This is a genomic window from Cupriavidus necator, from assembly GCF_013141915.1.
Classification (GTDB): Bacteria; Pseudomonadota; Gammaproteobacteria; order Burkholderiales; family Burkholderiaceae; genus Cupriavidus; species Cupriavidus necator_B.
Genome location: NZ_SROX01000015.1, coordinates 100,152 through 125,346 on the forward strand (window position 1 = coordinate 100,152; position 25,195 = coordinate 125,346).

Here is a 25,195-nt window from a genome sequence, read left to right on the forward strand (position 1 = left end):
CGCTCCAAAGAGCGCCCCAGCCAATCACGATGCAATCAGGTCCCTGACCCGCGCGCGGCGTCAGGAGAGAAGAATGCCTCGTTGAACTCGGGACTGTTGTTCAGCTTGGCCATCGGCCCTTCGTTGGTCAGGCGGTCCGCCAGGTAGGCGCCCGAGATCAGGTCATGGTAGAACACCGTAGCCGCGGAGAAGCGGCGCGCATCATAGGCATAGACCAGCGCCTGCAGGTTGGTGCGCCACAGCTGGCCGCGGCCGTCGTAGTTGTCGGCGGCAACCGATTGCCAGGTGTCTTCGTCGAGATACAGCACGCGCTTCGCATACTGGTGGCGGAAGCCGGATTTTAGCGTTGCCTCCAGGATCCATACCCGATGCAGTTCGTAGCGCATGACGTCCGGATTGGCATGGCCGTTGGTCAGCAGGTCCTTGTACTTGACCGACGCGCTCATCAGCTTGTAGGTGTGGTACGGGACGTAGAACTCCTTCTTGCCGACGATTTTCCAGTTGTAGCGCTCGCCTGAGCCATTGAACAGGCGGTCGTCGTCCACCGTGCGGAAGCCGCCCGGGCCCTGCGGCTGGTCGAAGCCGAACTCCGGCGCCTGGCGTACGCGCCGCGTGCCCGGGTTGTAGATCCATGTGCGGTTGGTATCTGAACCTTCCTGGTCCCAGACGGCATAGCCCACGATCACCTGCCCGCGGTCACGCAGCGGCAGGTCGGTGGCGGTGCGGAAGAAGGTGCGCTCGTTGAGGGGGTTGTCGGGCTCGAACTTGCCGTGGTTGCGCGGGGAAAAGATGCTGTAGGAGACGCGCCCCCAAGCGATCGAGCCATTCGGATAGACCACGGCCTGGTCGTACTGCGCCTTCTCGGTGCCGATGGCCGCCGAGAAGCGCTGGTTCCACAGCAACTCCATGGCGGTCTTCGGGATCGGGAAGGGAACCTGCGGCCCGGCGCCCTTCAGCCCGTTGGCATCGCTGGTCATGCTGACGGTGGTCGCGTAGGTGCGGATGTCCTTGTAGGCCGCGTCCTCGTAGCGGAAGTCGCGATGGCTCGGGTACACCGGCATCTTGAAGGTATCGGGGTACTTCTTGAACAGCGCTTTCTGGCCTTCGGTCAGCCGCTCGGCGTACTGCGCCATGTTCTGCGCGGTGATGACGAACAGCGGCTTCTCGTCGGCATACGGGTCCGGATAGCGGTCGCCGCGCTGGTACTTGACGTGGGACGGCGCACCCAGCCACTTTCCGCTCCACGCCGGCACCTCGCCGTCCTTGCTGGCGGCGCGCTCGGCGCCCATCGGGGTGAGGGTGCTGTCGAGCTGCTTGAGTTCTTCCGGCGTGGCCTTCGCCCATGATGCCGCGGCCAGTGCCATGCTGGTGACCAGCAGGCCCCCGCGCAGCAGTCGTTGTGTACTGGATGTCATGACGTCTCGCTCCTTTTGACGGAAGTGGCCGGTGATGCCCGGGCCCCTGGTGACAGGGTAGTGAGGGCATGCCGGCCGGGAATCGTTGGAACGGACTAGTGGATTTCCCTAGCGGGCGGGAGCGGGACCAATAAAAAGGCCGGGCAAGTGCCCGGCCTCCGGCGTTCTGACAGCTTGGCGCGTGTCGCGGGTTCGCTTCCCTCTCCCATAAATGCGAGAGGGGCGCAAACACCTGACGCGATCAGGCTTCCATCACCTCGCCGAAGCGCTGCAGGTGGTAGTCGCTGTCGCCCAGCAGCTGGTCCAGCATGGTCAGGCGCTTGAAGTAGTCGCCCACGGACAGCTCGTCGGTCATGCCCATGCCGCCGTGCAACTGCACCGCCTGCTGGCCGACAAAGCGCCCGGCGCGGGCTACCGTCACCTTTGCGGCGGACAGCATGCGGCGGCGCGCGGCAGGATCGGTCTCGTCCAGCGCCTGCGCTGCGACATAGGCCATCGACAGCGCCAGTTCCTTCTGCACCAGCATGTCGGCCATGCGGTGCTGCAGCGCCTGGAACGTCGCCAGCGGCTTGCCGAACTGCTGGCGCGTGCCCAGGTATTCGCCGGTGATCTGGATCAGCTTTTCCATCGCGCCCGCGCCTTCGGCGCACAGCGCCGCGATGCCGTGCTCAAGGCCGACGCCCAGCGCCGCCAGGCCGTCCGCGGCCTGGCCCACCAGCGCGCTGGCCGGCACGGTGACGTTCTGCAGCGTCAGGTCGGCGGCGCGCAGGCCGTCGATGGTCGGATACGCGGTCACGCCCAGGCCCTTGCTGTCGCGCGGCACCAGGAACAGCGCGATCTCGTTGCTGCCCGATACGCGAGCCGTCAGCAGGTAGGCGTCGGCGGCGGCGCCATGCCAGACCACGCTCTTGGTGCCACTGATCACGTAGCCGTCGCCGCTGCGTTCGGCGCTGGCGCGGGCCGATTCCGGGCGGTAGCGCGTGGTCGGCTCCAGGTAGGCCAGCGTAACGATGCGCTCGCCCGAGGCGATCGCGGGCAGCCATTCCTGCTTTTGTGCGTCGCTGCCGTGGGCGGCCAGGATGGCGGCGGCCATCACGCCGCTGGGCGTGACCGGCTCCAGCACCAGGCCGCGGCCCAGCTCGCGCTGCACCACCAGCTGGCTGGCGGGGCCTTCGCCGAAGCCGCCGAAGTCGGCCGGCACGGTCAGGCCCAGCACGCCCATTTCGGCCAGCTTGTTCCACACGCCGCGGTCCAGGCTTTCGCCCTGGCGCGCGCTTTTGCGGCGGGCCTCGAAGGTGTATTCGGTATCGATGAAGCGGCGCAGGCTGTCCGCCAGCATCTGTTGCTCTTCGCTGTAGTTGAAGTCCATGTCAGCTATCCCTTCAGAAACCCAGGATCATCTTGGAGATGATGTTCTTCTGCACTTCGGTCGCGCCGCCGTAGATCGAGGTCTTGCGCATGTCGTAGTAGGTGGAGGCGGCCGGTGCGGCCCACTCGGGGCCGGATGCCGGCTGGGTGGCGCCGGGCTCGAGCCAGTCGGGCGAGTACGGCCAGGCGTTGGGACCGGCCACTTCCATCATCAGCATGGCCAGGTCCTGCTGCACCTCCGAGCCGCGGATCTTGACGATCGACGCTTCGGGCCCCGGCGTGCCCGCGGCTTGCGTGGCCACGCGCAGCAGCAGCATTTCCAGCGCCATGATGTCCATCTCGACACGCGCGATCTTGTCGCGCATGCGCACGTCCTCGATCAGCGGGCGGCCGGCGCCGTCGGTGGCTTGCGCCGCGTAGTGCTTGAGCTGGCGCAGTTCGCGATGGCAGTGGCCAATGCCGGCGATGCCGGTGCGCTCGTGGCCAAGCAGGTACTTGGCGTAGGTCCAGGCGCGGTTCTCTTCGCCGACCAGGTTCTCGACCGGCACTTCCACGTCCTCGAACCAGGTCTCGTTGACGTCGTGGCCGCCGTCGAGCGTGGTGATCGGACGCACCGTCACGCCGGGCGACTTCATGTCGATCAGCAGCATCGAGATGCCTTCCTGCGCCTTCGCTTCGGAATCGGTGCGCACCAGGCAGAAGATCCAGTCGGCAAAGTGTGCCATCGTGGTCCAGGTCTTCTGGCCGTTGACGATGTACTTGTCGCCCTTGCGCACCGCGCGGGTCTTCAGCGAGGCCAGGTCAGAACCGGAACCCGGCTCGGAATAGCCCTGGCACCAGAAGTCTTCCACGCGCGGGATGCGCGGCAGGAAGCGCTGCTGCATCTCGGGGCTGGCGTACTTCATCAGCACCGGGCCGATCATGGTCAGCCCGAACGGCAGCAGGCGCGGCGCGCCGGCGCGGAAGGTCTCGATCTCGAAGATCAGGCGCTGCAGCGCGGTCCAGCCGGTGCCGCCCCACTGCTTGGGCCAGGTCGGCGCGCCCCAGCCCTGCGCCTGCAGGATGCGGTGCCAGCGGACGTAATCGTCCTTTTCCACGCGCTGGTGGTTGAGCACCTTGTTGCGGATGTCTTCCGGCAGTCTGGCCTGCACGAAAGCGCGGACTTCCTCGCGGAAGGCCTGTTCCTCGGCGGTGAAACGCAAATCCATCTGAATGTCCCCTGTGGTACGCGGGCTTCGCGGAGCCGGCGCGCAATCCGGCGGTGCCGCGTGTTGTGCAGCGCGCCATGGTGAAAACCCTTGCTGTGCCGGCCGATTGTATGGGCCTCGGGTAATTCGTTGCTTTATCAATCGCAAAGGCGTCCTTCGCGGCGACAGAACCACATGCGCCAGGCAGCGCTTGGCATGGCGCGCGCCGGCGGGACCATGGCCCGGACGAACACGACCTTAGTGAATTCCAAATGGCTGCGGCGCGGGGCTTGCCGCAAACTGATGCAGCCAGTTTCATGTGGCCGGGTGCATTCCGCCGCATATCCGACTCAGCCTGCATTCGAGAGATCCATCAGCACCATGTCTTCCTTCCGCCCTCAATTCATCCACGAGATTCCCGCCCACTGGGCCGCGCAGACCCCGGCCGCGCCATGCCTCTACGAGAACGGCGCCGTCCTCAGCTATGGCGAGTTGTGGCGCCGCATTGAAGCGGCCCGCGACTGGCTAGCGGCACAGGGCGTAGGCGAAGGCGACCGGGTCATGGTCGTGGGCGAGAACTGCAACGAGATGGTGGTCACGCTGTTCGCCTGCAGCCTGCTGCACGCCTGGCCGATCAACGTCAACGCGCGCCTGTCCGCGCGCGAGATCGACAATATCCGCGATCACGCGCAGCCGGCGCTGGTGCTGTTCACCGGCCACGTTTCCGACGTTGCCGCGGCGCACGGCGAGCGGCTGGGCGCACAGGCCACCGGCTGCGCGGTCTATGACGACGGCATGGGCGTCGCGCGGGCGGACAGCGCGCCGCGGCGCGAACCCGCGGAGCTTGCCCGCGGCGTCGCCACGCTGATCTATACCTCAGGCACCACCGGCGCGCCCAAGGGCGTGATGGTGCCGCACGCCGGGCTGACCCAGTTCGCGCGTATCTCCGCGACCTCGCGCGACATGGGCCCGGCCGACGTGGCCTACGGCGCGCTGCCGATGTCGCATATCTTTGGCATCGCGACGGTGCTGATGGCCACGCTGTACGCCGGTGCCAGCCTGTTCCTGCGCCCGCGTTTCGACGCCAATGAAGTGTTCGAGGCACTGGCTGCGCCTGGCGTCACCATCCTGCAGGGCGTGCCGACCATGTTCACGCGCATCATGGCAGTTGCCCCCGCCGTGGGCGCGAAGCCAGGCGCCTATCCGCGCCTGCGCTACCTCTATACCGGCGGCGCGCCGCTCGATCCCACGCTCAAGCGCGATGTTGAAACGCTGTTCGGCCAGCCGCTCCACCACGGCTACGGCATCACCGAATACGCCGGCTCGCTGTTCATCACGCGCATGGACGCGCCGCGCGCCGATTGCTCGGCCGGCTATATCGTCGAAGGCGTGGAGATCGAGATCACCGATGCCGAGGGCAAGCCGCTGCCCGCCGGCGAACGCGGCCAGATCCGCGTGCGCGGCCCGGGCGTGATGCTGGGCTACTACCGCAATCCGGAACAGACCGCCGAGGCGCTGCTGCCCGGCGGCTGGCTCAATACCGGCGACCTCGGCTATCTCGATGCCGACGGCGCGCTGTTCATCTCGGGCCGTTCCAAGGACCTGATCATCCGTTCGGGCTTCAATGTGTATCCGATCGAAGTGGAGTCGGTGATCAATGCCTTTGCCGGCGTGCGCCAGTCCGCCGTGGTCGGGCGCACCACCAGCGACGGCAACGAAGAGGTGGTGGCCTTCATCGAACTGCAGGAAGGCGCCGAGCTCGACCGCAAGGCGCTGGACACGTACCTGCGCGACAGCCTGGCGCCCTACAAGCGGCCCGCCGAAATCCGCACCGTCGACGTGATTCCGACCACGGCGAGCGGCAAGCTGCTCAAGCAGCCGCTGCGCGCCATGCTCGACTAAAGCCCCCGGGGCACGGGGCCCCGGGCATGACAGCCATCCCTGGAGGAGAACATAAATGAAAACATGGAAGACGCTGGCCGCGCTGACTGCCACGCTGCTGCTGCAAGGCGCGGCATGGGCCGCCGATGCCTATCCGTCGCGCCCGGTCAAGCTGCTGGTGGGCTACGCCCCCGGCGGCCCGGTCGACACCGCCGCACGCATCTACGCCGAGCAGCTGGGCCGCGTGCTCAAGCAGCCGGTGGTGGTGGACAACCGCGCCGGCGCCAGCGGCGCAATCGCCGCCGACATGACCGCCAAGGCGGCACCGGACGGCTATACGCTGTATTTCGTTGCCAGCCCCACCATGACCATGACCCCGCTGATCCAGCACTCGGTCAACTTCAACCCGGTCAAGGATTTCACCTACATTGGCCTGATTACGGACTACACCAACGTGCTGCTGGTGAACAAGGACTTCCCGGCGAAGAACGTCAGCGAGCTGGTCGACTACGCGCGCAAGCATCCGGAAGGCGTCTCGTTCGGCTCCGCGGGCGTGGGCGCGTCCAATCACCTGTCGGCCGAACTGCTGGCGCAGATGAACAACGTGAAGATGCTGCACGTGCCGTACAAGGGCAACGCGCCCGCGATGGCGGACGTGATGAGCGGCAAGGTGACGTTCATGTTCGACATCACCGGCACGGCCATCGGCCATATCAACGGCGGCAAGGTGCGCGCGCTGGCGGTCACGTCGAAGACGCGCAACCCGGCACTGCCGAACGTGCCGACCATGATCGAGTCGGGGCAGAAGGACTATGACCTGACCGGCTGGTATGCGCTGGTGGGACCGCAGAAGCTGCCGGCCGATGTGGTCGACAAGCTGGTCAAGGCGCAGAAGGCGGTGGGGGAGGATGCTGCTTTCCGGCAGCGGATGAGTGCTGGTGGGTATGACGTCAATGTCAGTACGCCGAAGGCGCTGGGGGAGCGGATTCAGCGGGAGTTGGCGTTGTGGGGTGGGGTGGTGAAGAAGGCGGGGATCCAGGCGGATTGAACGCTTGTGGACGTTGCGGAAGGGCCGGCGAAACGCCGTAATGCCGTTCAGTTAAGGTATCAAACACTACCGTCATTCCCGCGCAGGCGGGAATCCAGCGTCTTTTGAAGTCACTGGGTTCCCGCCTGCGCGGGAACGACAGTGGTTAACTGAACGGCATTACGGCGAAACGCCGGCCTTTTTGTTTTCGGAGACGGTTGCGGGCTACGCAGCTTGTCCGTGACTACGGGCGTAGCTTCACGGACAAGAACCTGCGCAAAATGGTGCAATTCGTCACCGCGTTTCCGCAAGAGCCAATTGTCGTGACACTGTCACGACAATTGAGCTGGGCGCATTTCGTAGCGCAGCTGCCGCTGAAAGCGGTGGCAATAGCGATAGCCTTCACTTCGTTGATACTCCCGCCCTCTCCCCAACCCTCTCCCGCAAGCGGGAGTTGAAAGGCCGGAGGCAAGTGAACGTGCTGAGCGCTTGCTTGCCGCCGCCGGTTTGCTCCCCTCTCCCGCTTGCGGGAGAGGGGCGGGGGAGAGGGCCGGCGCATCCATGAAGTTCGGCTTCGAAATCATCCGCGCCCCTTCAGGACTCGTCAGCCATCGAGGTATCGCCTGTCAACCACGACGCGTGCCTTCGCCAAAGCGCGGCTTCTCCGCCATGAGAATTTTGGCAACTTCTGCGATTGACCTGACGTATCCATCCTTCACAATCTGCTCCTTGATTGTGAACGACAGGGTTCTCTAGACTGGCTTGGCTCCTGATCAACAGGAGTCGGGTGTGAGAACCCGGTTCACGTTCCAGCGGACGGTCGCGCAAGCGGCAATTTTCGAGTCCGTTGCGCTTGTGTGCGCCTTCACTTTACGGCGGGCCGGGCGGGGCCAGCTTCGGCTGGGCCGGGTAACGTCCGGTTTTCTCACCCTCGTCGTCTGGCCCGCCACCTCAAGTGAGAATGAGCGGCGGGCCTCCACTTCTACGTTACAGAGGTCAGCTATGTACCAGCCCAATATCGAATCCGACGTCTTTATCCCGCCTCGACTTGATGATTCCCTCTCCCGGTTCAGTCCTGAAACCCGCCGTGCAGCGCGTAAGGACGCGCTGCCTGTTCCCCGGCAGCTCTTGTTGTTGAATCTGTTGGACCAGGCCGATGCGATTGCGCGAGGGACTGCATGCATGCTGACGTTGGTGACCCACAGCGATTGCGATGCACAGGAAGAGGGAAGCGTAGCCTTGCAGGCGGCTACGTTGGATGCCTTGCGAGAGCTCTGTCGGGCCTCCCTTGGACTGCTGGCCGACAGGGTAGAAGACGTCGCGGAGGGAATTGAGGAGGCGATGGTCGTTTAATCAATCGCGGCCCACGAGGCTTCGTGCCGCCCGGCATGAAGCGGGCCGCGGATTCGAGCTATCGCCGACGCGAGGAAAGGCACACCATGAAGATCGACACCGAGATCCGCCACGTCACCAAGCCAGGCGCGAACCTGTTCCTGGAACTTGGTTTTTCGCCCACGGAAGCCAAGCGGCTGCAGGCCGCGTCGCAAAAGCAGATCAACGACACCAAGCAGCTGAAGGAGCAGCTGATGGACGAGCTGGCGGCATGGATAGGGCAGCACCACCTGAAACAGGCGGACGCTGCTGAAATCCTGATGGTGTCTCGTTCGCGTGTGTCGGACGTCGTGAATCGAAAGACGTCCAAATTCACCATCGACACACTGGTCGAGATGTTGAGCCGTATCGGCAAGCCCGTTCGTCTGGCGATCGGGGGGTAAGCCAGAGGCGCGTCCTGGTGACGCCGGCCTTTTCGTATTTTTTTGGGGGGCGGGATTCGGGGGAATGCGCCGTGTTGATAGGGCGTTTTCGCTCTCGCGCGCCACGTTAGCCATTTTCCCTTCGACATAATTTTGTAAATCCGAAATTTCCATAGAATATTCGGAATGTTCGGATCGAAAACATCTGGGTGTTCTGCGTAGCGCACTCGGATTTGTGCGGCAATTAACCCGATCCGCCACATGAATCCAACGTTTTCATTGTTTTATAGATTTTAAGGCAAGTCTGATAGACGTATTAGTCCGGGAAACGGTTAATTCGTTCAGTGCCGGCAATCATATTTGTTGATGCCGTCAGGAGGAACGATTAACCCATCCGCAGAGGACTTGAGCAATGAAAAAATTGGCGATGTACGTAGGTCTGGTTTCCAGTGTCGCGCTGTTTGCCGCTTGTGGCGGCGGGGGCGATGATGGCAATGGCGGCACTTCCTCGCAGGACCAGTCCGCCGCAAATGGCGGCGCCTCCACCCCAACCCCCACGCCCGCGCCGGCCGCGTTCTCCTGCCCCGATAGCTACAGAAAGCTCACGCTGTCCAACAGCGCGGTGCCGAACGCCAACATGTCCATCGCGACCGACGACGGCATCGCCAGGCTGACCGTCAAGACACCGGCCACGGGACTTGCCAACGTCACGATCTGCCTGGGCAAGCCTGATCCGCTCCCTGCCGGCGTCGTTGCTGATTACGTCTATGAGGTCAAGACAGACGGCGCCTACGCCAGCCTGCTCAATCCGCAGATCAGCCTGACCTTCACCACGCCGGCTGCGCTTGCAGCCGCGCCGGCAATCGAAGTGGCCCAGAGCACCGCCAATGGCGTCACCTACACCGCCGCGCCAGGCGGCCAGGGCACCGTGAATGGCACTAACGTGGCCGTGACCGCCTCGGCACCCGTGGCCGGCGTGTACGTCGTGCGGCTGCCGCACTGATTCCCAAACCTTCAAGTCGTCGCCAGGCTGCACGGGAGCGCAGCCTGGTGGTCTTGCATCGGCCCTCCGCGTTTCGCATCCGCGTATGAATCGGAATCTCTATCGCCTTGTCTTCAACGCCGCGCGCGGCATGCTGGTTGCCGTGCCGGAATGTGCCACGGGATGTGGAAAGGGCCGGCAGGCGGGCTTGCGCTCAGTTGCTGAAATCGCCCGGTCCGGGTGTATTGCGCGCTTTGCGGTCCCGCCGATTGCGCTGGCTGTCTGGATCGCGGCAGGCCTGCCATGCGCGCAAGCCCAGGTGATCGGTGATCCAAACTCCGGCGCCAATCGACCGACGGTAGTGCAGACGGCCAACGGCCTGCAGCAGGTCAATATCACGCGCCCGTCAGCGGCTGGCGTTTCAACCAATGCCTACACGCAGTTCGATGTGCCTCGCCCAGGGGTCATCCTGAACAATGCGCCGACGCCGGTGTCCACCCAGCAGGCCGGCTATATCAACGGCAACCCCAACCTGGTGCCGGGCGGATCGGCACGCATCATCGTCAACCAGGTTACCGGCACCTCTCCCAGCCAATTGCAGGGTTATGTCGAAGTAGCCGGTCCGAGATCGGAAGTGGTCATTGCCAACCCGAATGGATTGATGGTCAATGGGCTGGGCTTCATCAATACCAGCCGCGCCACGCTGACTACCGGCACGCCGGTATTCGGGGGTGCCGGCAGCCTGGACGCATTCCGCGTCACCGGCGGGCAGATCGTGGTCCAGGGCGATGGCATGAACGCGGCCAATGTCGACCAGGTGGACCTGATCGCACGCGCGGTGCAGGCCAATGCGGTGCTCTACGCGAACCAGTTGAACGTCATCGCGGGCGCTAACCAAGTGGACCGACAAACTTTGGCGGCGACCCCAATTGCAGGGGCGGGCCCGGCTCCAGCACTCGGGATTGACGTTGGTGAACTGGGCGGCATGTATGCGAACAAGATCATTCTCGCGTCGACCGAGAACGGCGTCGGCGTATCCTTGCGCGGCATGCAGGCGGCCCAGGCCGGCGACCTGACCCTGACGGCGCATGGCCAGTTGATCCTGGGCGGCCAGACCAATGCCAGCGGCCGCATCGTCGCCTATGCGCGCGATGGCTTCGACAACAGCGGCACGACCTACGCCAAGGGCGCCGCCTCGATCAACACCGATGGCACCCTGTCCAACAGCGGCACGCTGGCCGCGCAGTATTGGCTCAACGCCTATGGCGGCACCGTCAGGTCCACCGGCACGTTGGCGGCGGGTTTGAACGACGATGGCACGGCGGCGAGCCCTGCCGACCTCGCTGTGGTCGCCACGGCCGGTGCAGTGACGGCCACGGGCCGGAATATCGCCAGCGGCAACGCCACGATCCAGGGCACAAGCGCCAACCTGGCCGGCAGCCAGACCTCGGCGGGCGGCAACCTCGACCTTGGTGCCAGCACTGGCAATCTCGACCTGACCGGCGCCACCACCAGCGCAGGCGCGGGGCTGGTTAGCGCCGCTGCGGGCGCCCTGATCAACGACCGGGGCAACCTGTCCAGCGGAGCCGCTACCAGCCTGACCGCCGCAAGCGTGTCGAACCAGGCTGGCCAGATCGTCTCGCAGGGTGTGACCAAACTTCAGACAACAGGTGCCATCAACAACATGCAGGGCGTCGTACAGTCCGGCGGCGCACTGAATGCCGGCGGTGCGTCGCTGGACAACACCGCCGGCCGTATCACCTCGCTGAACGGTGAGGGCCTGTCGATCCAGGTCAGCGGTGCGCTGGTCAACGCCGCCGGCACCACCGCCAACTGCGCCGAAGGCGGCGTGATCGGCGGCAACGGCAATGTGCAGCTCGTCGCCGGGGCGATGACCAATAGCGGCCAGGTCAGCGCTGCGGTCGATGCGGACATCAATGCCGCTTCGCTCAACAATGACACCGGCAGGCTGACAGCAGGCGGCGCGCTCGCCACCATGGTGGCCGGCGCCATGAGCAACCGCCAGGGCACGGTATCAGCGGCCAACACAAGCTTGTCGGCGAAGTCGCTGGACAATACCGGCGGCCATATCGAAGGCGGCCAGCTTGCGATCCGCACCACCGGTGACCTGATCAACCGGGACGGCGCCATGAGCCAGTTTGGCGAGACAGACGCGACAATTACCGCAGGCGGTGCTCTGGACAACACCAGCGGCAACATCACGGCCAACGGCCAGAACCTGACCGTGCAGGCCGGCACGCTGGTCAACGATAGCGGCAGCATCTCGCATGCCGGCACCGGCATTCTGGCCGTCACCAGCCAGGGCGCAGCCAGCAATGCCGGCGGCACGATCCAGACCAATGGTGACCTGCAGGCGCAAGCCATCACGCTGAACAATACCCAGGGCGTGCTGTCCGCACAACGCGCGGCGACGGTCCGCACCAGCGGCGACCTGCTCAACCAGCAAGGGGCGCTATACGGCAAGGCCGGCCTCACGGTCACCAGCGGCGGCGGTTTGGACAACATGGCGGGCTCGGCGCAAACTGGCGGCGACCTGTCGGTGACGGCGGCCGGGGCGCTGACCAACGTCGACGGCACCATTGCCGCCAACGGCGAACACGGCCAGGCGACCGTGGCAGCAGCGAGCGTCGACAACACGCGCGGCTATATCGCCAATGCCGGCGACGGCGCCACCACGGTGACGGGCACCACGGCGCTGACCAATACGGCGGGCCAGGTCGGCGGCAATGGCGATGTGACCCTCAACACGCAGGCGCTGACGAATACCAGTGACGGCACCGCGGGTGGGTTCGTGGCGGCGGGCGGCGCACTGAACCTGAACATCGCGCACCAGGTCGACAACCGCCAGGGGACGCTCTACGGCGGCAATGGCCTGACGCTGGACAGCCCGAATGCCACCTTCGTCAACGATGGCGGTCAGGCGCTGGGCAGGAGCGATGTCAGCCTCAAGGTGGCGTCCGTCACTAATGCCAGCGGCACGATCAAGGCCAATCAGGACATCGCGGTGCAAGGCGCGGTGTCGGGAAGTGGCGACATGATCGCCGGGCGTAACCTGGTGCTGGACGTGGCGGGCGACTACACCAACGACGCGGTCAACCGCCTGCACGCCGATGGTGACATGCGGGTATCCGCCACCGGCACCTTTACCAATACCGCGACGCTGGCCGCCGCCGGGGCGCTGACCGCCTCCGGCGCCAAGGTTGTCAACGCAGCCAGCGCGACGATCAATTCGTCCGACACCACGGTGACGGCCACCGAATCGATCGATAACGCCGGGCGCATCGAGGGCGATACGGTTCAGACCAACAGCCCAACTATGAACAACACCGGCACCGTCATCGGCAACAACGTGACGGTCAAGGCCACGGACATCAGCAACACCGGCGCGGAGGCGCTGATGGCGGCGGTCCAGAACCTGAACGTCTATGCGACCAATTCGGTGCGCAACCTGGACGGCGCCACGCTCTACAGCGCCGGCAACCTGCAGATCGCCCGCGACGGCACCCGCGATCCGGCCACCGGCCTGCTGGCCAATCAGGTCACGACGCTGATTAACCGCTCGGCCACCATCGAGGCCGAGGGCGATATCGACATCGCCGCCAATCAGGTCAGCAACACCCGCACCAGCATCGTCACGGCGCCCGGCACGCCGGTGACGAGCGCCAGCCAGACGCTGACCATGTGGAATGCGGGCATGACCGGCCCGGATTTGAATTTCCACGAAAGCGTGACCTTCCCGAGCTGGCGGTGGAGTGGCGAAAGTGCCTCGGTCAGCGCCAGCCGCACCCTTGCGCTGATGCAGCCGGTCACGGTGACCGTGGATAAGTCCACGGTCTCGAATCTCAACCCCTCGACGCAGACCATTGCCTTTACCCAGTCGCCGGTCGAGGAGTACTTCGATGCGAGTTCGCGGGTGATCTGTTCGGATTGTCCACCGCCGACGGCTCTGACGCGCAACCTGACCAGCAACGCGACCCAGTACTACCAGTCCATCACCGACAACGGCAGCACCTACAGCATCACCTTCTGGCCCGAATATGACCCGGCCAAGCACATCCGGCCCGACCAGGTGCGGATGCGCTACGACCTCGGCCCGGATAGCCACGACTACAGCGAAATCTCCCGCACGACCACGACCACCACCACGACCGACCAGCTGGTCAGTGCCACCGATCCGGCCAAGCTGCAGGCGGGTGGCTCGATCCGCATCAACAGCGCCGGTGGCTCGATCCTGAACCAGTCCTCGATCATGGCCGCGGGCGGTGACCTGATCCGGGTGGCGCCCAATGGCGGTGTGCACGACATCGGCACGGCACTGCAGCAGACCGTCAGCACCACCGATACCTCGACCTTCTACTGGCACCAGAAGACCGGCAGCAACAGCGATACGCAGCAGGTGGTGAATCCCACCACGCCGCAGGCGCCGACCACGGTCATGGCGCTGCCGGCGGTCGTGTCGGCTAAACAGGCGGTGCAGACCACCGCGCATACCATCACGGTGGCGACGGTGAACCGCGAAGGCCAGACCGTGACCGGCAGCGGCGGCAACCTGTCTGGCGGCGGCGCCACCGGCACGCAGGTGGCCGGTGCGACGGGCGGCGCGGGCAAGGCACCGCAGACGCTGGGGACCGCCAGTGGCGGCATCCCGAACCTGTCGCTGCCCACCAACGGTCTGTATCACTATCAGACTGTGCCGGGCGCCACCTACCTGATCGCCACCGATCCGCGTTTTACCCAGTACACCAAGTTCATCTCCAGCGATTACATGCTCGGCCAGCTTGGCCTGGACCCGGCCATGACGCAGAAGCGCCTGGGCGACGGCTTCTACGAGCAGAAGCTGATCCGCGACCAGGCGACCCAGCTGACCGGGCGCACCTACCTGGCGGGCTATAGCGACCAGTTGGCCGAGTACCAGGCGCTGATGGATGCTGGCGTCCTGTATGCCAAGACCTTCCACCTGGCACCGGGCATTGGCCTGTCGGAGGCGCAGACGGCGCAGCTCACCACCGACATGGTGTGGCTGGTGAGCCAGGACGTAACACTGCCCGATGGCAGCCACCAGACCGTATTGGTGCCTAAGCTGTACCTGGCGCAGTCCCACTCGGTCGACCTGCAGCACACCGGGGCGCTGGTCACCGGCAACCAAGTGAACCTGAACGCCACCGGCGACCTCGCCAACAGCGGCAGGATCGTGGGCGATGTGGCGACGCAGGTCGTGGGCAACAACATCGTGAACCGGGGGCAAATCGGCAACGCCGGCACCACTGTGGTCAAGGCCCAGCAGGACGTGCGCAACCTGGGCGGGCGCATCACCGGCACCGATACGCTGGTATCGGCAGGCCGCGACGTGATCAACGAGACGCAGACGATCTCAAACCAGGTCACGATGGGCAACCACAGCGCCGGTGCAACAGGCATTGGCGCGGTGGCGGCTATCACCGCCACCAACAATGTGGGCGTGCTCGCCGGTCGCGACATCAACATGGCCGGCGGCGTGGTCGGCGCGGGCAACAATGCCCTGCTGGGCGCGGGCCGCGACCTGCACCTTGGCACCGTAGCGACTGGCACCACGCAGGATTCCAGCTCGCGCGGCGGCCAGAGCCACTACCACGACCAGACCACGGTCAACGTGGGCAGTTCGGTGCAGGCCGGCAACAATGTGGTGGCGGTGGCCGGACGCGATGCCACGCTCACCGGCTCGGCCATCGAAGCGGGGGGCAATGCCTCGCTGGTAGCGGGACGCAACACCACCGTCACCGCCGCCGTCGACACGCATACGCACCGCGAAGGCTCGCTCGGCGGCAAGGGGGCGGAGTACACGAAATCGTCATATGACGAGGCTGTCAGCGGCAGCTCGGTGCACGGCGGCAACAATGCCAATCTGGCGGCGGGCGAGGCCGCCACCGTGAAATCTGTGCTGCAGGCCAATGGCATTACCGCCTCGACCGATAGCAACGGTACGGGCAACCTGGCGGTGCTGGGCTCCTCGGCGACCACCGACAAGGGCGCCGCCAACCTGATCGCCACCGGGGATGTCACCGTCGGCACCGTCAACGAGAAGCACACTGCGCAGGATTGGTCGCAGACCAAGCATTCCGGCTTTCTGTCCAAGGAGCAGACGACCAAGGAAAGCAGCCAGCAGCAGACTGTCTCGGTGGGCTCGCTGCTGTCGGCCGACAGTGTGACCGTCAGCGCCGGGCGAGACCTCACGGTCTCCGGCTCCACCGTGGTGGCGACCAAGGATGTGAACCTGGACGCGGGTCGCGACCTGACCATCGGCAGCGCGAAGAACACCAGTGCCTCGCATAGCTACGAGCACACGACCAAATCCGGATTGGGCGCGACCGGCTCTGGCTTTTCCTATGGCAAGCGGGATCAGAAGGACACTATCAACGACAGCGCGGTGACGCAAACCGGCAGTCTGGTGGGCTCCACCGACGGCAGCGTGCATCTGAACGCCGGTAATGCCCTCAAGGTGAGCGGCAGCGACCTGATCGCAGCCAAGGACGTGACAGGTGTTGGTGCCGACGTGACGATCGAAGCTGCCAAGGGTACGCGGCACCATGACGAGACGCACGAAGTCAAGCAAAGCGGCTTCACCCTCGGCGTGTCGGGCGGCGCCATCGGCGCGGCGCTCAACGCGGGCAACAAGCTCAATGCTGCTGGCAGGAGCGAGGACGGCCGCGCCTCGGCGCTATGGGGTGTGGCAGCGGCGCGCGATGCCTTCGATGCCGGTAGCGCGCTGGCAGGCGGCGCCAGCCCGGCCACCGGTGCCGCAGTGACGCTCTCCTGGGGCTCCAGTCAGATCAAGCAGACCCTTACGGAGGACAGCACCAGCCACACCGGCTCGCGCGTCCAGGCCGGGGGTACGGCGGCATTCATTGCCACTGGCGTGGATGCGAATGGCAACAAGACGGCGGGCAACCTGAACATCATTGGCTCGGATATCGATGCCAACAAGGTCGCGCTGGGAGCGAAGCACGACATCAACATCGTGTCGGCCACCGATACTGATGAGAGTCACAGCACCAACAAGTCCAGCAGCGCGAGCGTGGGCGTGTCCTATGGTGCGCAGGGCTTTGGAGTGTCCGCCTCGGCATCCAAGGCCAAGGGCAATGCCGACAGCGAGGGCTCGACCCAGGTCAACAGCCACGTGACTGGCAAGGAATCGGTCACCTTCGTCTCGGGCCATGACACCAACCTCCTGGGCGCGACGCTCAGCGGTGGCAAGGTCGTCGGCGATGTGGGCGGCAACCTGAATATCGCCAGCCGGCAGGACACCGAGGAATCGCACGCCAGGCAGCAAAGCATGGGCGGTGGCTTCAGCATCAGCCAGGGCGGCGGCTCGGCCAGTGTCTCGGCCTCCAAGGGCAAGGCCGATGGCAGCTATGCGAACGTGTCCGAGCAGTCGCGCATCTACGCCGGCGCGGACGGCTTCGATATCAACGTGAAGGGCAACACGGATCTCAAGGGCGCGGTGATCGCGAGCGACGCTGGCAAGGACAAGAACAGCCTGACCACCGGTACGCTTACCTGGAGCGATATCAAGAACCGTTCCGACTACAGCGCGACATCAATGGGTGTCTCGGCAGGCGGTGCGATGGGTAGCCCGAGCGGTCAGAGCAATAGCGGCCCGACCTCGGGCAAGAACACCGGTGGCATCAATCCGATGATCCCGCAGCACAAGAGCGGCAGCGAGGATGGCATGGCGCAGGCGGCGGTGGCCGAAGGGACTATCAGGATCACCGATGGCGCCAACCAGCAGCAGGATCTGGCAACGCTACAGCGTGACACATCGAACACCAACACGCAGGTCGCCAGCAATCCGGATTTGGACAACCTGCTGAACAAGCAGGCCGACATGATGGCGGCGGCGCAAGCGGCAGGCGAAGCGGTGGCTAAGACTGTGGGCGACGTTGCCGGTGCCAAGCTGAAGGAAGCGCAAGCCAACGAGAGACAGGCACGCGAAGCAGGCGACCTCGAACTGGCCGCCAAGTACGATGCTGAGGCCAAGCAATGGGAGGATGGGGGCAGCTACCGGGCTGCACTGCATTCGGCTGGCGGCGCGCTCATCGCAGGACTCGGCGGCGGCAACGCCTTGGCAGGCGCTGCGGGAGCCGGGCTGGGGTCGCTCGCCGGCGGCAAGCTGAACGAGTTGAGCAGCGCGGTCGCCAAGGGAGCAAATACCGGGAACGCCGACGTCAATGAAACACTTGGCAACCTGGCGGCCAATATTGCTGCAGGCGGCATCGGCGGGATCGTGGGGGGGGCGGGTGCCGCGACAGCAGCAAACGTGGATCGCTATAACAGGCAGCTCCATCCGGATGAGAAAGCGAAGATCCGTCAGCAGGCCAATGGTGATAAGGCAGCCGAAGAGCGTCTGACCAAAGCCGCTTGCTACGAGGTGAAATGCTGGGCTGAATACCCGGTTGGTAGTGATGCCTACAGCAAGAATTACGTGAGCGCAGTCGAGGCTAGCCAGCTTACTCAGGAGCGGGAATGGGTTCATCGTCAGCAGGAGGCAAATTTGTTCGTCTACACGCCATTGCAGAAGGCTAGCGACGCTCTGCGGAGCGATCCCGTAGGCGTGGCAAAAGATGCGACAAAGGTTCTTCTTGGCGGTGTAACGACGAAAACTGGCGTGGCGCTCTGCACATCGGGCATCGGATGTGCAGCAGGTGCCCCGATGGCGGCATTCGGTGCCAGTGATGTGGCTGAAGGTGCCGATGGACTATATAACCGGTACAACGGTATTAACTCACCCGGCACGAATCCATTGCGATATGGGTTCAATCTACTAAGTCCGATATGGGGCGATCTTGCATATGATGGCTTGAATCTTGCGGCAGCGGCTTCGGCGATGAGAGCCCCCGTGCCGCTTAAGATGGGCATGGCAGACGGCCTTAACCGCTCGGGTTCGATATTTGGTGTGACAGTGCCACGTATCAACAACAATACGCTGATACCATTCACTGGATTGACTGCTCCGTACGGCACAACCCAAGCCATCTTATTATTTGGGGTCGGTGCAAAGGGGGCAGAAGTTATTAACGACATGCGAAATACGGGTGATAAGAAATGAACTGGGAAAGACTCTACGCAATGCTCCAGATCTGTTTCATGATAGGTCTGGCTTCTGCGTTCAGTGCAGGTTTTTGGTCGTTTGTCGTTGCGGGGCTTTGCAGAATAGCATTCGGGCTTGGGGACGATGAATCAATGCTGCTGATTGGTCTCCCCTCATTCTTCGCGTTATTTCTGGTATTTGCAAAGCTTCTGCCGAAGCCGCTGCGTAAAGCAGGCATGCTGAGCGACGATCCTTCGAAATTTGGCCCGTGGTTCAAGGGGTGAAGAGCAGGCCGACATGATGGCGACCGCGCAAGCCGCTGGAGAAGCCGTGGCGAAGACAGGGACGACGTTACCGGCGCCAAGCTGAAGGAAGCGCAGGCAACGCGACGCTTCGACTCGAACTGGCCGCGAAGTACGATGCCGAGGCCAGGAACTGGGAGGATGGTGGTACTTAATTGAATTTCAATATAAATCAAGAAAATGAAAGAAAAATTTCTGACGCTGAAGTGGTTGCTGAATTCAAAAAGGCGTCGTGCGCGACTGCTAACCGAATTCGTCCCCGGCTTCGTCGCGCTTTTCTTTATTGCTGGCAACCAAAATTGATATTAAGATTTATTTTCTTACGTTTATCGTTTGGTTTTTTGTCGCCGGGTGGTATATGGCATTTAGATACCGCTGCCCGAGGTGCAATGCTATTCCTTGGAATCCATCTGGTCCCTGCGTTACCTTAATTCCCCACCATTGCAAGCAGTGCAAGGCCCCCCAGTCGGACGATGCGCTACACGAGCCTACCGACACGACTGACTCTGTAGAGCCTGCTGCTGACTAAATGCAACCAACTATCCAAGAAGGCACAAAGAAGGTTCTTCCATGAAATATCCGATTAAAGATGGGAATATTGCGCCGTTCACGCTTGACTTGTTGGTAATTATCGGCCTTTTAGTCATATTCATCGGAATCAAATTTCTTAACGGATGGGCCGCATATACGTGTGCTGTCATTGGTTTAGTTATTGGAGCAATAGGAGCCTACTCTGGCCGCGCAGCTCTATTTGAGCTTCGACCATTCGGCGAATCTGAGTGGCGGAAGGCGAAAAGAACCTATGAGGAGAAAGATCAGTCATCGAAGTCCGATAAGTGAATATCTCGGGCTTTTGAAAGCATCGATTTCTTTTTTCGCCTCTGACGTTGCGCTACAAGAGCCTGACCGACACGACTGACTCTGTAGAGCCTGCTGCTGACTAAATGCAACCGACCATCCGAAACGCATACCGCAAGGCGCGCGGTGTTTCCTCCTTTGCGCTCCTTGCCTTTATGGCTCCCACCGTCACCATTGCACAAGCATTGCCTAGCCAAACTGCCGCAACAACCGCCGCAGAACAGGAGCAGCGCACACGCCAGCAGCAGGAAGCCCGCGAGCGGGCCCAAGCCGTCCAGGCGCCAGGCGTGCGCGCGCAGGACGTGGCTCTGGTCGAGTATCCGGCGCTCCCGGCCGAGACGCCGTGCTTCCGCATCGACCGCTTTTTGCTGGAGATACCGCCCGATTTGCCCGTCTCGTCCCAGGCACAGGGTGCATCGGCGCTGCCGCAAGATCCGTTCGCCTTCGCCCGTGTCTGGCTGGAGCACTACCAGGGAGCTTGCGTCGGCAAGCAGGGACTGGATGTGCTGACCAAAGGGGCGTCGCAGGCCATCCTGAGCCGGGGCTACGTGACCACGCGCGTGCTGCTGCCGCAGCAGGACATCAGCACCGGCGCGCTGCGCCTGTCGCTGATTCCCGGCGTGATCGGTGAGCTGCGCTTCGCCGACCCGGACACGCGCGGCACGTGGAAATCGGCCTTCCCCGCCCGCGCCGGCGACCTGCTGAACCTGCGCGACCTGGAACAAGGGCTGGAGCAGATGAAGCGCGGTGTCAGCCAGGACGCGGAGATGCAGGTGGTGCCCACCACGATGCCGGGCGTGAGCGACGTGGTAATCACGGTCAAGCGCGCCAAGCCGTGGACCGTGGTGGCGTCAGTCGACAACTCAGGCACGCGCGCCACCGGCAAGTGGGTGGGCAACCTGAGCGTCGGCATCGACAACCCGCTGGGCCTGAACGACCTGTTCAACGTCGGCTACATGCAGGACGTGGAGTTCAGCGACAAGCAGCATGGCACCAAGGGTTGGAACGGCTTCTACTCGGTGCCGTGGGGCTACTGGACCGCCACGCTCTCCGCCTACTCGAACAACTACTACCAGCAGATTGCCGGCGTCAACCAGACGTTCATCTCCAGCGGCAAGTCGCAGACCGCCGACCTCAAGCTGCACCGGGTGATCCGCCGCAGCCAGGACGACGTGTTGGGTGTGCAATTCCGGCTGTCGCGCCGCTTTGGCAAGAGCTTCATCGAGGACACGGAGATTGAGCAGCAGCACCGCAACAACACGGTGCTGGAGGCAGGCTTTACCGACCGCCATTACTTCGGCGCGGCGCAGCTCGACGGCAGCATGGTGTACCGCCAGGGAATTGGCGGCCTCGGTTCGCAAGCCGACACACTGGCGGCCGATGGCGGCCCGACCTGGCGCTACCGCATGGTGGTTGCTGATGCCAATATCTCGGTGCCGTTCAAGCTGGGCAGCCAGCCGCTGCGCTACGTGACCAACTTCCGGGGCCAGTACACCCGCGACCGCCTCTATGCGCTGGACATGATGACTATCGGCAGCCGCTACACCGTGCGTGGCTTCGACGGCGAGAACCTGCTGGCCGGCGACAGCGGCTTTTACTGGCGTAATGAACTGCAGGCGCCGATTGGGACCACCGGACAGGCCGTCTATGCCGGGGTCGATTACGGCCGCGTATTCGGGCCATCTACCGTCGTGCTAGTTGGCAGGCAACTGGCCGGGGCTGTGATCGGCGTGCGCGGCGGCTTCGGCTCCGGCTTGGGCCGGCTGTCCTATGACCTGTTTGTCGGGGTTCCGATCTACAAGCCCACCGCATTCCATACGGCAGGCGTGACGGGCGGGCTGCAGATGGCTTACCAGTACTGAAGCCTGTCGCATGATTAGCATTATCGGTGGGACGCGGGCTCGGACAAAAAGTGACCCGCCCAGGAGGGCGGAACCAAGAGCTCTGCCGCACCTCCCTCGGATTGCTGGCCGACAGGGTAGAACAAGGCGCAGAGGGAATTGAGGACGCGATGGTCGGATAACCAATCGAGGTTGGGCGCTGAGTTTGGGTGAGGGCGGGCGTGTCTGATGAAGTATGGCCTGCAGTATGCCACCGCCTGCCCTCACGCCCTGCCCCTCTCCCGCGGAAGAGGGGAGCTAACCGGCGGAGCGGATAAGGCTTCAGCTCTTACCCCTCCACCTCCGCCCACCCCTGCATCGCCTGCCCGCCGGCATCATCCCCCGTCCACAGCACCAGCCGCCCCGGCTGCTCAGGATCGGCCGCGCCACCAACGATGATGGTGTCCTGGTCGAACAGCGGCGCCAGCCCGCGGAAGCCGAAGCGCTTCACGCGTGCCTGCGGTTGCTCGCGCGCCACCAGGTCCAGCATCAGCATGGCCTGCATCGGCCCGTGCACCACCAGGCCGGGGTAGCCCTCGACCTCGCGCGTGTACTGGCGGTCATAGTGGATGCGGTGGCCGTTGAAGGTCAGCGCCGAATAGCGGAACAGCATGACGGGGTCGGCCTGCAGCGTGCGCTGCCATTGCGCCGTCTGCTCCAGCCGCGGGCGCGGCGGCTGCGGCTTGGTCGGGTCTGGCATGGCGCGGTAGACGATGTCGTGGCGCTCGTTGACGGCGGTCTTGCCGTTGACGGTCAGTTCGTGATCGACGGCAACGAACCATAGCTCCCCAGTACGGCCGGTCTTGTACTGCACGTCCTTGATGGTGGAGGTGCGTGTGACGGTATCGCCGATATGCAGCGGATGGCTGAAGCTCAGCTCGCTGCCGGCCCACATGCGGCGCGGCAGCGGCACCGGCGGCATGAAGCCGCCGAGGGTGGGATGGCCGTCGCGTCCCAGTTCATGCTGCGGCGCGCGCGGCAGGAAGTAGAGCCAGTGCCACAGCGGCGGCAGCGGGCCGGCGGCGACGGCCTCGGGGTCGAGGTCGAAGGTGGCGGCCAGGCCGGCGACCGGCTCTGGCGACAGCGTTTCGGTGCGCGCTTCGCTGCGGCCGATCCAGCCGCGCAGGCGTTCGAGTTCAGTAGTGGCGTCAGTCATGGCAGTGGACCTTGTGATGCGTGAAGGGTGGCGGGTGCCGGGCTATTGCGCCAGCGCCAGCAGCCGGCGGGCCTGCTCGATCACGGGCCGGTCGACCATCTTGCCATCGACCTGCACCGCGTGGCTGCCGCTGGCGGTAGCGTCCAGCACGCGGCGGGCCCAGTCGAGTTGTTCGGCGCTGGGCAGGAAGCCGGCGCGCACGGCGCCCAGCTGTGCCGGGTGGATGCAGAGCTTGCCGGCGAAGCCGAGTTCGCGCGCATAGGCCACGTCGCTGGCGAGCACGGCTTCGTCCTTGAGCGCGGTAGTCACGCCGTCGACCGGCGGCGGCAGGCCGGCCACGCGCGAAGCCAGCACGATGCGCGCGCGCGCGAAGGCCAGTGCGTCGCGGGTATGGCTGCAGCCCAGGTCGACCGCATAGTCGAGCGAGCCGAACGCCAGGCGCGCCACGCCGCGGGCTGACGCCACGGCATCGACCTGGTGCAGGCCGAGCGCGGTCTCGATGATGGCGACCAGCTCGCCCTGCGGATTGATCGCCTGCAGCGCCTGCGCGATGGTGCCCAGCGCGGCGGCATCTTCGGCCTTGGGCACCAGCAGCCCGGCCAGCGCGGTGCCAGGGGGCAGCGCGCGCAGCCAGGCCAGGTCGGCGGCAAAGGCGGGCGAGGCGCTGTCGTTGATGCGCACGAAGGCGTTGGCGCCGGGCTGGCCGGCCAGCCATGCGGCGATGGCTGCACGCGCGGCCGGCTTGGCGTCCGGATGGACTGCGTCCTCGAGGTCGAGGATCATCACGTCCGGGCCAGCGGATGCGGCCTTGTCGAAGCGTTCCGGCCGGTCGCCCGGCACGAACAGGTAGGTCACTGCAGTGGACATGTCGATCCTCAGCGCGCGGCGGGCAGCCAGTCGTTGACGTTCGGGGCCTGCTCCAGCGCCCACACGCGCGCGATGATGGCGCGCATCTCGGCCTCGCTCGCGCCCTGGCGGAACGCGCCGAGCTGCAGTGCCTTGGCTTCCAGCTCCGGGCGCGACAGCGTGTTGTCGGGATCGCCCTTGGGCACGTCGACGCGCGCGGCCAGCGTGCGGCCGTCGGTGGTCTTGACGGTCACGCGGCCGATCCACTGGCGCGGGTAGGCGGCGTTGATCTCCGGGTCCAGTTCCATGTCGACCTTGCCGCGGAAGGTGGCCACCGCGGGGTCCTGCAGTGCGTGCTGCTCGAACTCGCCCAGGCCGGCGTGGCCGTGCACGGCCACCAGCCCCAGCACCGTGCCCATCGAGAATTTGGCCTGGTGGATGGTGGCCGGGTTGACCACGGGGCCGAGCACATCGATGGCGCCCTGGTGCACGTGGGTGGTAACGCTGGCGACCTGGTCGGCGGCAACGCCTTCGCGCTGCATCAGCGCCTTGAGCGCGTCGGCGGCCGGGTGCGTGTGCCGGCACGAGGCGAAGAACTTGAACGAGGTCTCGGCGGTGGCCCAGCGCGTGCCCAGGCCATCGGTCAGGCAGGCGGGGTTGGCGTCGCTCGACATGCCGGCGGCCATGCCCTGCGCGCCTTCCAGGATCTGCTTCGCACCGGTGAAGCCGGCGCGCGCCAGCCACGCCGACTGCAGGCCGTCGGCCGCGGCCTTGGCGGTGTGCAGCTGCTTGGAGTCGGCGGCATCGCGCAGGAATTCCCACAGGCCGGCGGCCTGCGTGCCGGCCGAGCCCAGCGCCTGGTTGATGCCTTCGGCATCGAGGCCGAAGAGCTTGGCCACGGCAGCGGCGGCGGCCAGTGTGCCGACGGTGCCGGTGGTGTGGAATACGCGGTAGTGCGAACGGCCCATGAATTCGCCGATGCGGATGCCGGCTTCATAGCCCGCGATCGAGGCCAGCAGCACTTCGGCGCCGGTCTTGCCCTCGGCCTGCGCGGCAGCGACCACCGCCGGGAACACCACCGCGGCCGGATGCAGCACCGAGCCGTTGTGCACGTCGTCCTGCTCGACCACGTGTGACGACGCGCCGTTGATCAGCGCGGCAAAGTAGGGCGAGGTACGGCGGCGGTCGACCAGCACTTCGGCGCCGCCGTCGGACGGGCCCATGGCCGCGGCGAAGTCCTGCAGCTTGCGCACCGCGGGGGCATCCTTGCCGGCAATGGCCGAGGCAATCCAGTCCAGGAACAGGTCCTTGGTGCGCTCGATCACGGGCGCGGGCACGTCGGCCAGCTTGAGGTTGGCCAGGAAATCGCAAAGCTGGCGGGTCGGGTAGGTGGTGTCTGCGGCTTGGTTCATGCCGGCTCCGGAGGATTGAACAGTGCTTGCGGAAAGAGAACA

15 protein-coding genes and 1 pseudogene are annotated in these 25,195 nt (G+C 64.8%); 10 read left to right on the plus strand and 6 right to left on the minus strand.

Going from position 1 to position 25,195, the window contains the following annotated elements; genetic code table 11:
* Positions 1-35: 35 nt before the first annotated feature.
* The 3 genes from E5S69_RS23790 to E5S69_RS23800 form a co-directional block, all read right to left on the minus strand.
* Positions 36-1,415: a DUF1329 domain-containing protein gene (locus E5S69_RS23790; RefSeq protein ID WP_171517052.1), complete on the minus strand. Its 1,380-nt coding sequence runs from the start codon at positions 1,413-1,415 to the stop codon at positions 36-38.
* Between the two features lie 241 nt (positions 1,416-1,656).
* Positions 1,657-2,784, minus strand: coding sequence for an acyl-CoA dehydrogenase family protein (locus tag E5S69_RS23795; RefSeq protein WP_171517053.1), 1,128 nt, complete (start codon positions 2,782-2,784; stop codon positions 1,657-1,659).
* 13 nt (positions 2,785-2,797) lie between these two features.
* On the minus strand, positions 2,798-3,991 hold the full coding sequence (locus tag E5S69_RS23800) for an acyl-CoA dehydrogenase family protein (protein ID WP_171517054.1): 1,194 nt from the start codon (positions 3,989-3,991) through the stop codon (positions 2,798-2,800).
* 360 nt (positions 3,992-4,351) lie between these two features.
* Here E5S69_RS23800 and E5S69_RS23805 point away from each other — a divergent pair, with 360 nt between their 5' ends.
* From E5S69_RS23805 to E5S69_RS23850, 10 genes and pseudogenes are all read left to right on the plus strand, one after another.
* Positions 4,352-5,872 carry a class I adenylate-forming enzyme family protein gene (locus tag E5S69_RS23805; RefSeq protein ID WP_171517055.1) on the plus strand — a complete coding sequence of 507 codons (1,521 nt, stop codon included), beginning with the start codon at positions 4,352-4,354 and terminating at the stop codon, positions 5,870-5,872.
* A gap of 55 nt (positions 5,873-5,927) precedes the next feature.
* Positions 5,928-6,899 (plus strand): Bug family tripartite tricarboxylate transporter substrate binding protein, encoded by a 972-nt coding sequence (locus E5S69_RS23810; RefSeq protein ID WP_171517056.1) that lies wholly within the window; start codon positions 5,928-5,930, stop codon positions 6,897-6,899.
* Positions 6,900-7,102: 203 nt separating this feature from the next.
* Positions 7,103-7,258, plus strand: a pseudogene (locus E5S69_RS32445) (DUF1016 N-terminal domain-containing protein); the annotation flags it as partial.
* 622 nt (positions 7,259-7,880) lie between these two features.
* Entirely contained in the window at positions 7,881-8,231 is a 351-nt protein-coding gene (locus tag E5S69_RS23820) for a hypothetical protein (protein ID WP_171517057.1), read from the plus strand.
* Between the two features lie 86 nt (positions 8,232-8,317).
* Positions 8,318-8,653, plus strand: coding sequence for a helix-turn-helix domain-containing protein (locus E5S69_RS23825; RefSeq protein ID WP_171517058.1), 336 nt, complete (start codon positions 8,318-8,320; stop codon positions 8,651-8,653).
* A gap of 391 nt (positions 8,654-9,044) precedes the next feature.
* Positions 9,045-9,635: a hypothetical protein gene (locus E5S69_RS23830; RefSeq protein ID WP_171517059.1), complete on the plus strand. Its 591-nt coding sequence runs from the start codon at positions 9,045-9,047 to the stop codon at positions 9,633-9,635.
* Positions 9,636-9,720: 85 nt separating this feature from the next.
* Positions 9,721-18,717, plus strand: a complete 8,997-nt coding sequence (locus tag E5S69_RS23835) for a hemagglutinin repeat-containing protein (RefSeq protein WP_171517060.1) — start codon at positions 9,721-9,723, stop codon at positions 18,715-18,717.
* Positions 18,714-18,983, plus strand: coding sequence for a hypothetical protein (locus E5S69_RS23840; RefSeq protein ID WP_171517061.1), 270 nt, complete (start codon positions 18,714-18,716; stop codon positions 18,981-18,983). The genes E5S69_RS23835 and E5S69_RS23840 overlap by 4 nt, the downstream gene beginning before the upstream one ends.
* 588 nt (positions 18,984-19,571) lie before the next feature.
* The gene (locus E5S69_RS23845; RefSeq protein WP_171517062.1) at positions 19,572-19,841 is read left to right on the plus strand and encodes a hypothetical protein; all 270 of its coding nucleotides are present in this window, start codon (positions 19,572-19,574) and stop codon (positions 19,839-19,841) included.
* A 173-nt stretch (positions 19,842-20,014) separates the two neighbouring features.
* Entirely contained in the window at positions 20,015-21,721 is a 1,707-nt protein-coding gene (locus tag E5S69_RS23850) for a ShlB/FhaC/HecB family hemolysin secretion/activation protein (RefSeq protein ID WP_171517063.1), read from the plus strand.
* A 307-nt stretch (positions 21,722-22,028) separates the two neighbouring features.
* Here the strand turns inward: E5S69_RS23850 and E5S69_RS23855 are convergent, their stop codons facing one another.
* From E5S69_RS23855 to E5S69_RS23865, 3 genes are read right to left on the minus strand one after another with little or no spacing between them, the layout of a single operon-like run.
* Positions 22,029-22,895 carry an FAS1-like dehydratase domain-containing protein gene (locus E5S69_RS23855; protein ID WP_171517064.1) on the minus strand — a complete coding sequence of 289 codons (867 nt, stop codon included), beginning with the start codon at positions 22,893-22,895 and terminating at the stop codon, positions 22,029-22,031.
* 42 nt (positions 22,896-22,937) lie between these two features.
* Positions 22,938-23,762: an HpcH/HpaI aldolase/citrate lyase family protein gene (locus tag E5S69_RS23860; protein ID WP_171517065.1), complete on the minus strand. Its 825-nt coding sequence runs from the start codon at positions 23,760-23,762 to the stop codon at positions 22,938-22,940.
* Positions 23,763-23,770: 8 nt separating this feature from the next.
* Complete coding sequence (locus E5S69_RS23865) at positions 23,771-25,153, minus strand: MmgE/PrpD family protein (protein ID WP_171517066.1); 1,383 nt, start codon at positions 25,151-25,153, stop codon at positions 23,771-23,773.
* Positions 25,154-25,195 lie beyond the last annotated feature (42 nt).